Consider the following 1559-nt stretch of genomic DNA (forward strand, 5'->3'; position numbering starts at 1 on the left):
CTTAGAAAGAAATCGGTGCTTTAGGGACCGAGCTGTAGTCCTTCACCACCCACCGGGTGGCTTAGAAAGAAATCGGTGCTCCAGTGACCGAGCTGTAGTTCTTCACCACCCACCGGGTGGCTTAGAAAGAAATCGGTGCTCTAGTGACCGAGCTGTAGTTCTTCACCACCCTCTGGGTGGCTTAGAAAGAAAACGGTGCTCCAGTGACCGAGCTGTAGTCCTTCACCACCCGCCGGGTGGCTTAGAAAGAAAACGGTGCTCTAGTGGCCGAGCTGTAATCCTTCACCACCCTCCGGGTGGCTTTGAAAACCGCCTTCGGGCGGTTCTCTCTCTCCAGCTGCACCTTGCGTTATGTCGTCGTATCGTCGCGTTGACGACACTTGGCTCTCCATAGCCATCGAAGGTGCGTAAAAATACTCCGATCTGAGAGTAGGGCTAGATGAGTTATGACTTGTTGCGGTCAGAAGAGCAGGCGTTAAAAAAAGCGCGGGATACTGTTTTTCCTTTCGCTGTGACAGGGTATCTGCTAAATCCTATTATTGTTGGCATGGTGGCCTTTGGCACGATATATCACCACGTCAAAGCAGATCCAGTCACAAACAGGTTTGCCGACGGCCATACTATTCGCACCTCTCCCATAGCGGGCTTTATTCTGCATGACGGTTTTCTGGTGCTGAACACGCGCAACAGCTTGTACGTCTGTGTCATGCACGAAGCTGACGAGGCCGTACTGATAAACATTATCCGGTCGTTACCGAAGCCGACTTACCACTGATGGTCAGGGTTTTGAGGACGTCGGAGAGTGGCGATTTTTCTAGTACGAGAGGCATAGAGAAAAGCACGACCTACTTTTTGGCAGCAAGCCGGAGATTGAAATGATCCGCGCCTATCTGGACACAGAGTTCACGGTTCTGAACTCATATATCTACAAGCTGATCAGCCTCGCTTTAGTAGTCCCCAGTGGCCCTGAGTTCTATGTGGAGCTGACGGACGCGTGGGAAGAATGCGATTGTTCGGATTTCGTTAAAGAGATCGTGTTACCGCAGCTCGATCTGAAAGTACACGGGCGCGACACGGTACAGGCACGTATGCGGCTGCTGGATTTTCTTATGGGCCTTGGCCCGGTCGAAATCATCTGCGATGCACCCGCCTGGGACTGGCCTCTACTGTTGAGGCTGGTCGGTCCGGAAGGCCTGCCAGCTAACGTTACGGCTGGTCGAATCAGCAGCGATCTTGAGTTTTCGTACGATGGCGCTGAACCTCCCCATCACGCACTTGAAGATGCCCGGCTGCTTGCTGATATTCTCGAAAATCGGGACTTACCACGATCGGCATGAGCCGCACATCATTTTTGAGACTACTGCTCACTAAGGCGTATGTGATCTCGTCTCAGGTTTCAAATCGGCTCTGTTTTCTTTTTCCCGAGCGTCTAGTGTGATTTTTGCGATGAAATGGCAGGAGAGAATCGTACTCGATACTAGAATCGGTGAGAGCGGCCGCACGGGACGCGCTATCAGTCCAGCGGTTAAGGCTGCTATCGGCCCAGAGTGTGTAAAAAC

At 52.3% G+C, this 1559-nt stretch carries 2 protein-coding genes; both read left to right on the plus strand.

Going from position 1 to position 1559, the window contains the following annotated elements; translation table 11 throughout:
• The first annotated feature begins 439 nt into the window (after positions 1-439).
• On the plus strand, positions 440-775 hold the full coding sequence (locus K787_RS24490; protein ID WP_022964873.1) for a hypothetical protein: 336 nt from the start codon (positions 440-442) through the stop codon (positions 773-775).
• 100 nt (positions 776-875) lie between these two features.
• A complete protein-coding gene (locus K787_RS0121665) occupies positions 876-1337 on the plus strand; it encodes a hypothetical protein (protein WP_022964874.1) in 462 nt (153 codons plus the stop codon).
• The last annotated feature ends 222 nt before the right edge of the window (positions 1338-1559 follow it).

Origin of the sequence: Halopseudomonas pelagia CL-AP6 (genome assembly GCF_000410875.1) — a bacterium.
Classification (GTDB): Bacteria; Pseudomonadota; Gammaproteobacteria; order Pseudomonadales; family Pseudomonadaceae; genus Halopseudomonas; species Halopseudomonas pelagia.

What these genes read in the sequence shown, in the direction of transcription:
- K787_RS24490 (WP_022964873.1), top strand. Translation starts at nt 440, where the DNA reads ATGAGTTATGACTTGTTGCGGTCAGAAGAGCAGGCGTTAAAAAAAGCG.
- K787_RS0121665 (WP_022964874.1), top strand. Translation starts at nt 876, where the DNA reads ATGATCCGCGCCTATCTGGACACAGAGTTCACGGTTCTGAACTCATAT.